This is a genomic window from Flavobacterium croceum DSM 17960, assembly GCF_002917885.1.
Classification (GTDB): Bacteria; Bacteroidota; Bacteroidia; order Flavobacteriales; family Flavobacteriaceae; genus Flavobacterium; species Flavobacterium croceum.
Genome location: NZ_PQNY01000077.1, coordinates 1 through 1,742, shown reverse-complemented (window position 1 = coordinate 1,742; position 1,742 = coordinate 1). Strand labels below are relative to the sequence as shown.

At 32.3% G+C, this 1,742-nt stretch carries 2 protein-coding genes; both read left to right on the top strand.

What is annotated here, in order from left to right; all coding sequences use genetic code 11:
* Positions 1-222 precede the first annotated feature (222 nt).
* Entirely contained in the window at positions 223-738 is a 516-nt protein-coding gene (locus tag Q361_RS13490; protein WP_103727243.1) for a hypothetical protein, read from the top strand.
* Positions 739-1,119: 381 nt separating this feature from the next.
* Positions 1,120-1,506 (top strand): hypothetical protein, encoded by a 387-nt coding sequence (locus Q361_RS13480; protein ID WP_103727241.1) that lies wholly within the window; start codon positions 1,120-1,122, stop codon positions 1,504-1,506.
* Positions 1,507-1,742: the final 236 nt, after the last annotated feature.

Here is a 1,742-nt window from a genome sequence, read left to right as displayed (position 1 = left end):
CAAAAAAGTAGAATTAACTTTAGAATTAAAAAACAAGTTGAACCAATTAATGAAAAACAAATTATAAAAAAAGTACGAACGCACAACAGCGGTTTGGCGCAATTGGGGTTATAGGCGAACTTTAAAGTTGGTTTTGTACTTGGAAGTTCAGTCTTTAATTTATACATTTGGCTAACCAAATCCCCAACTGACGCCAAGCCACGAGACGTTAGTGGCAACCCTATGACGACAAAAAACAACATAGTTAAACCTAATAAAACTTTAATAGTTTTTGCAATCATTTATACTGCAATTACTGTTTACTTTGTTATAGACATTAAACATGACGAAAGTGCTTCGTTAGGATATTTATTTTTATTTCCTGCATTTTGGTTAATTGGTGGACTTCTACTTGGCCTATTGTTCTGGCTGACAAAAATTAAGGCTAAGACAACCATTGACAAGATTTCATTAGCATTTTCGACACCTGGTCCAATGCTAGCATTTTTCTTTATATGGTCTGTTTTGCCTTATTCTCAAAGTCCAGCATCGACTTATGAGTATAACAGTAACGGACATCGGTACAGACAAGTGAAATATCAATATAGCAACGGTCAGACAGAAAAAATAGAATACTATGTAAGTCAGGACACGGTGACAGAAGAAAATCCATTTCCTGAAAATGACATTTGGTTAAAAGACAGTACATGGACATATTATAATAAAAACGGAACAATCGAACGTAAAGAGAAATATTAAAAGGGCAGCCACTAACACGGGTTTTGCGTCAGGCGGGGTGGCGTGCAAACTTGAAGCTTTGTGCCTCTATTCAAGTTCAGTGCTGGTTGACAGTTTTGTGCTCCGAAACCCGCCCGAACGCAAAGCCCGAAACCGTTGTGCGTCATTTTGGCGGAACGAAAACGAAACTAAAAATTAACACTAATTCAAATGAACAAACTAAAATTAGCATACCTGTTATTAATTGCAAGTGCAATTCTATTGATAATAAATATTTATAATTTAGATTTTAAGAATTTACAAAACGGAAATTATTGGGGAATTGCATCTAACTTACTGTTGATGATTGGAATAATTATAAATATTAGAGATTTAAAGAATCGAGAAGAAAATAAATAGAAAATGGAAAAAGACAAAATACTAAACTTCCTGAATAAATATAACTATAATTATTCAGAAAAAAACAATTCAATTTTTGTAAAATTGGAACTTGCTCAACAAGTAAAAATTGAATTTGATGAGCCAAATAAAATAATAATAAAAGACAAACTTATAGGTTGGAATTTTTTAACAGGAACGATTGAAATGACTTTGAAAAATGCTTTGATTTATAATTTCATTGGGACAATTATTTTGGGAATTCTTTGTATGTATTCTGAAAACAAAGAAAATGGACTAAATTTTATCGCATTATTTTTAGTCTCTATTACTTGGATTATTTTGTTTTCAGTATTTTACATTGTAAAACTTGAAAGTTTCAAAAATCAAATAATAAATTGGACCAAATAATAACGGAAAGAAAAACGAACGCACAACAGCAGTTTGGCAAAATGGCGGGTTCAGTGCTAAATTGAACATTTGGTTTACAAATGAACTTTAGTGCTAAATTGAAAGTAAGTGCTTCAAAATCCGCCACTTCGCCAAGCTGCAAAACGTTGCCTGCTATACGCGGAAAAATTCCGGAAGAAATTTTTCCTGGTTTATTAAAGAAAAAATTATGAATGTTTCAACTTCGTGGTTTTTTC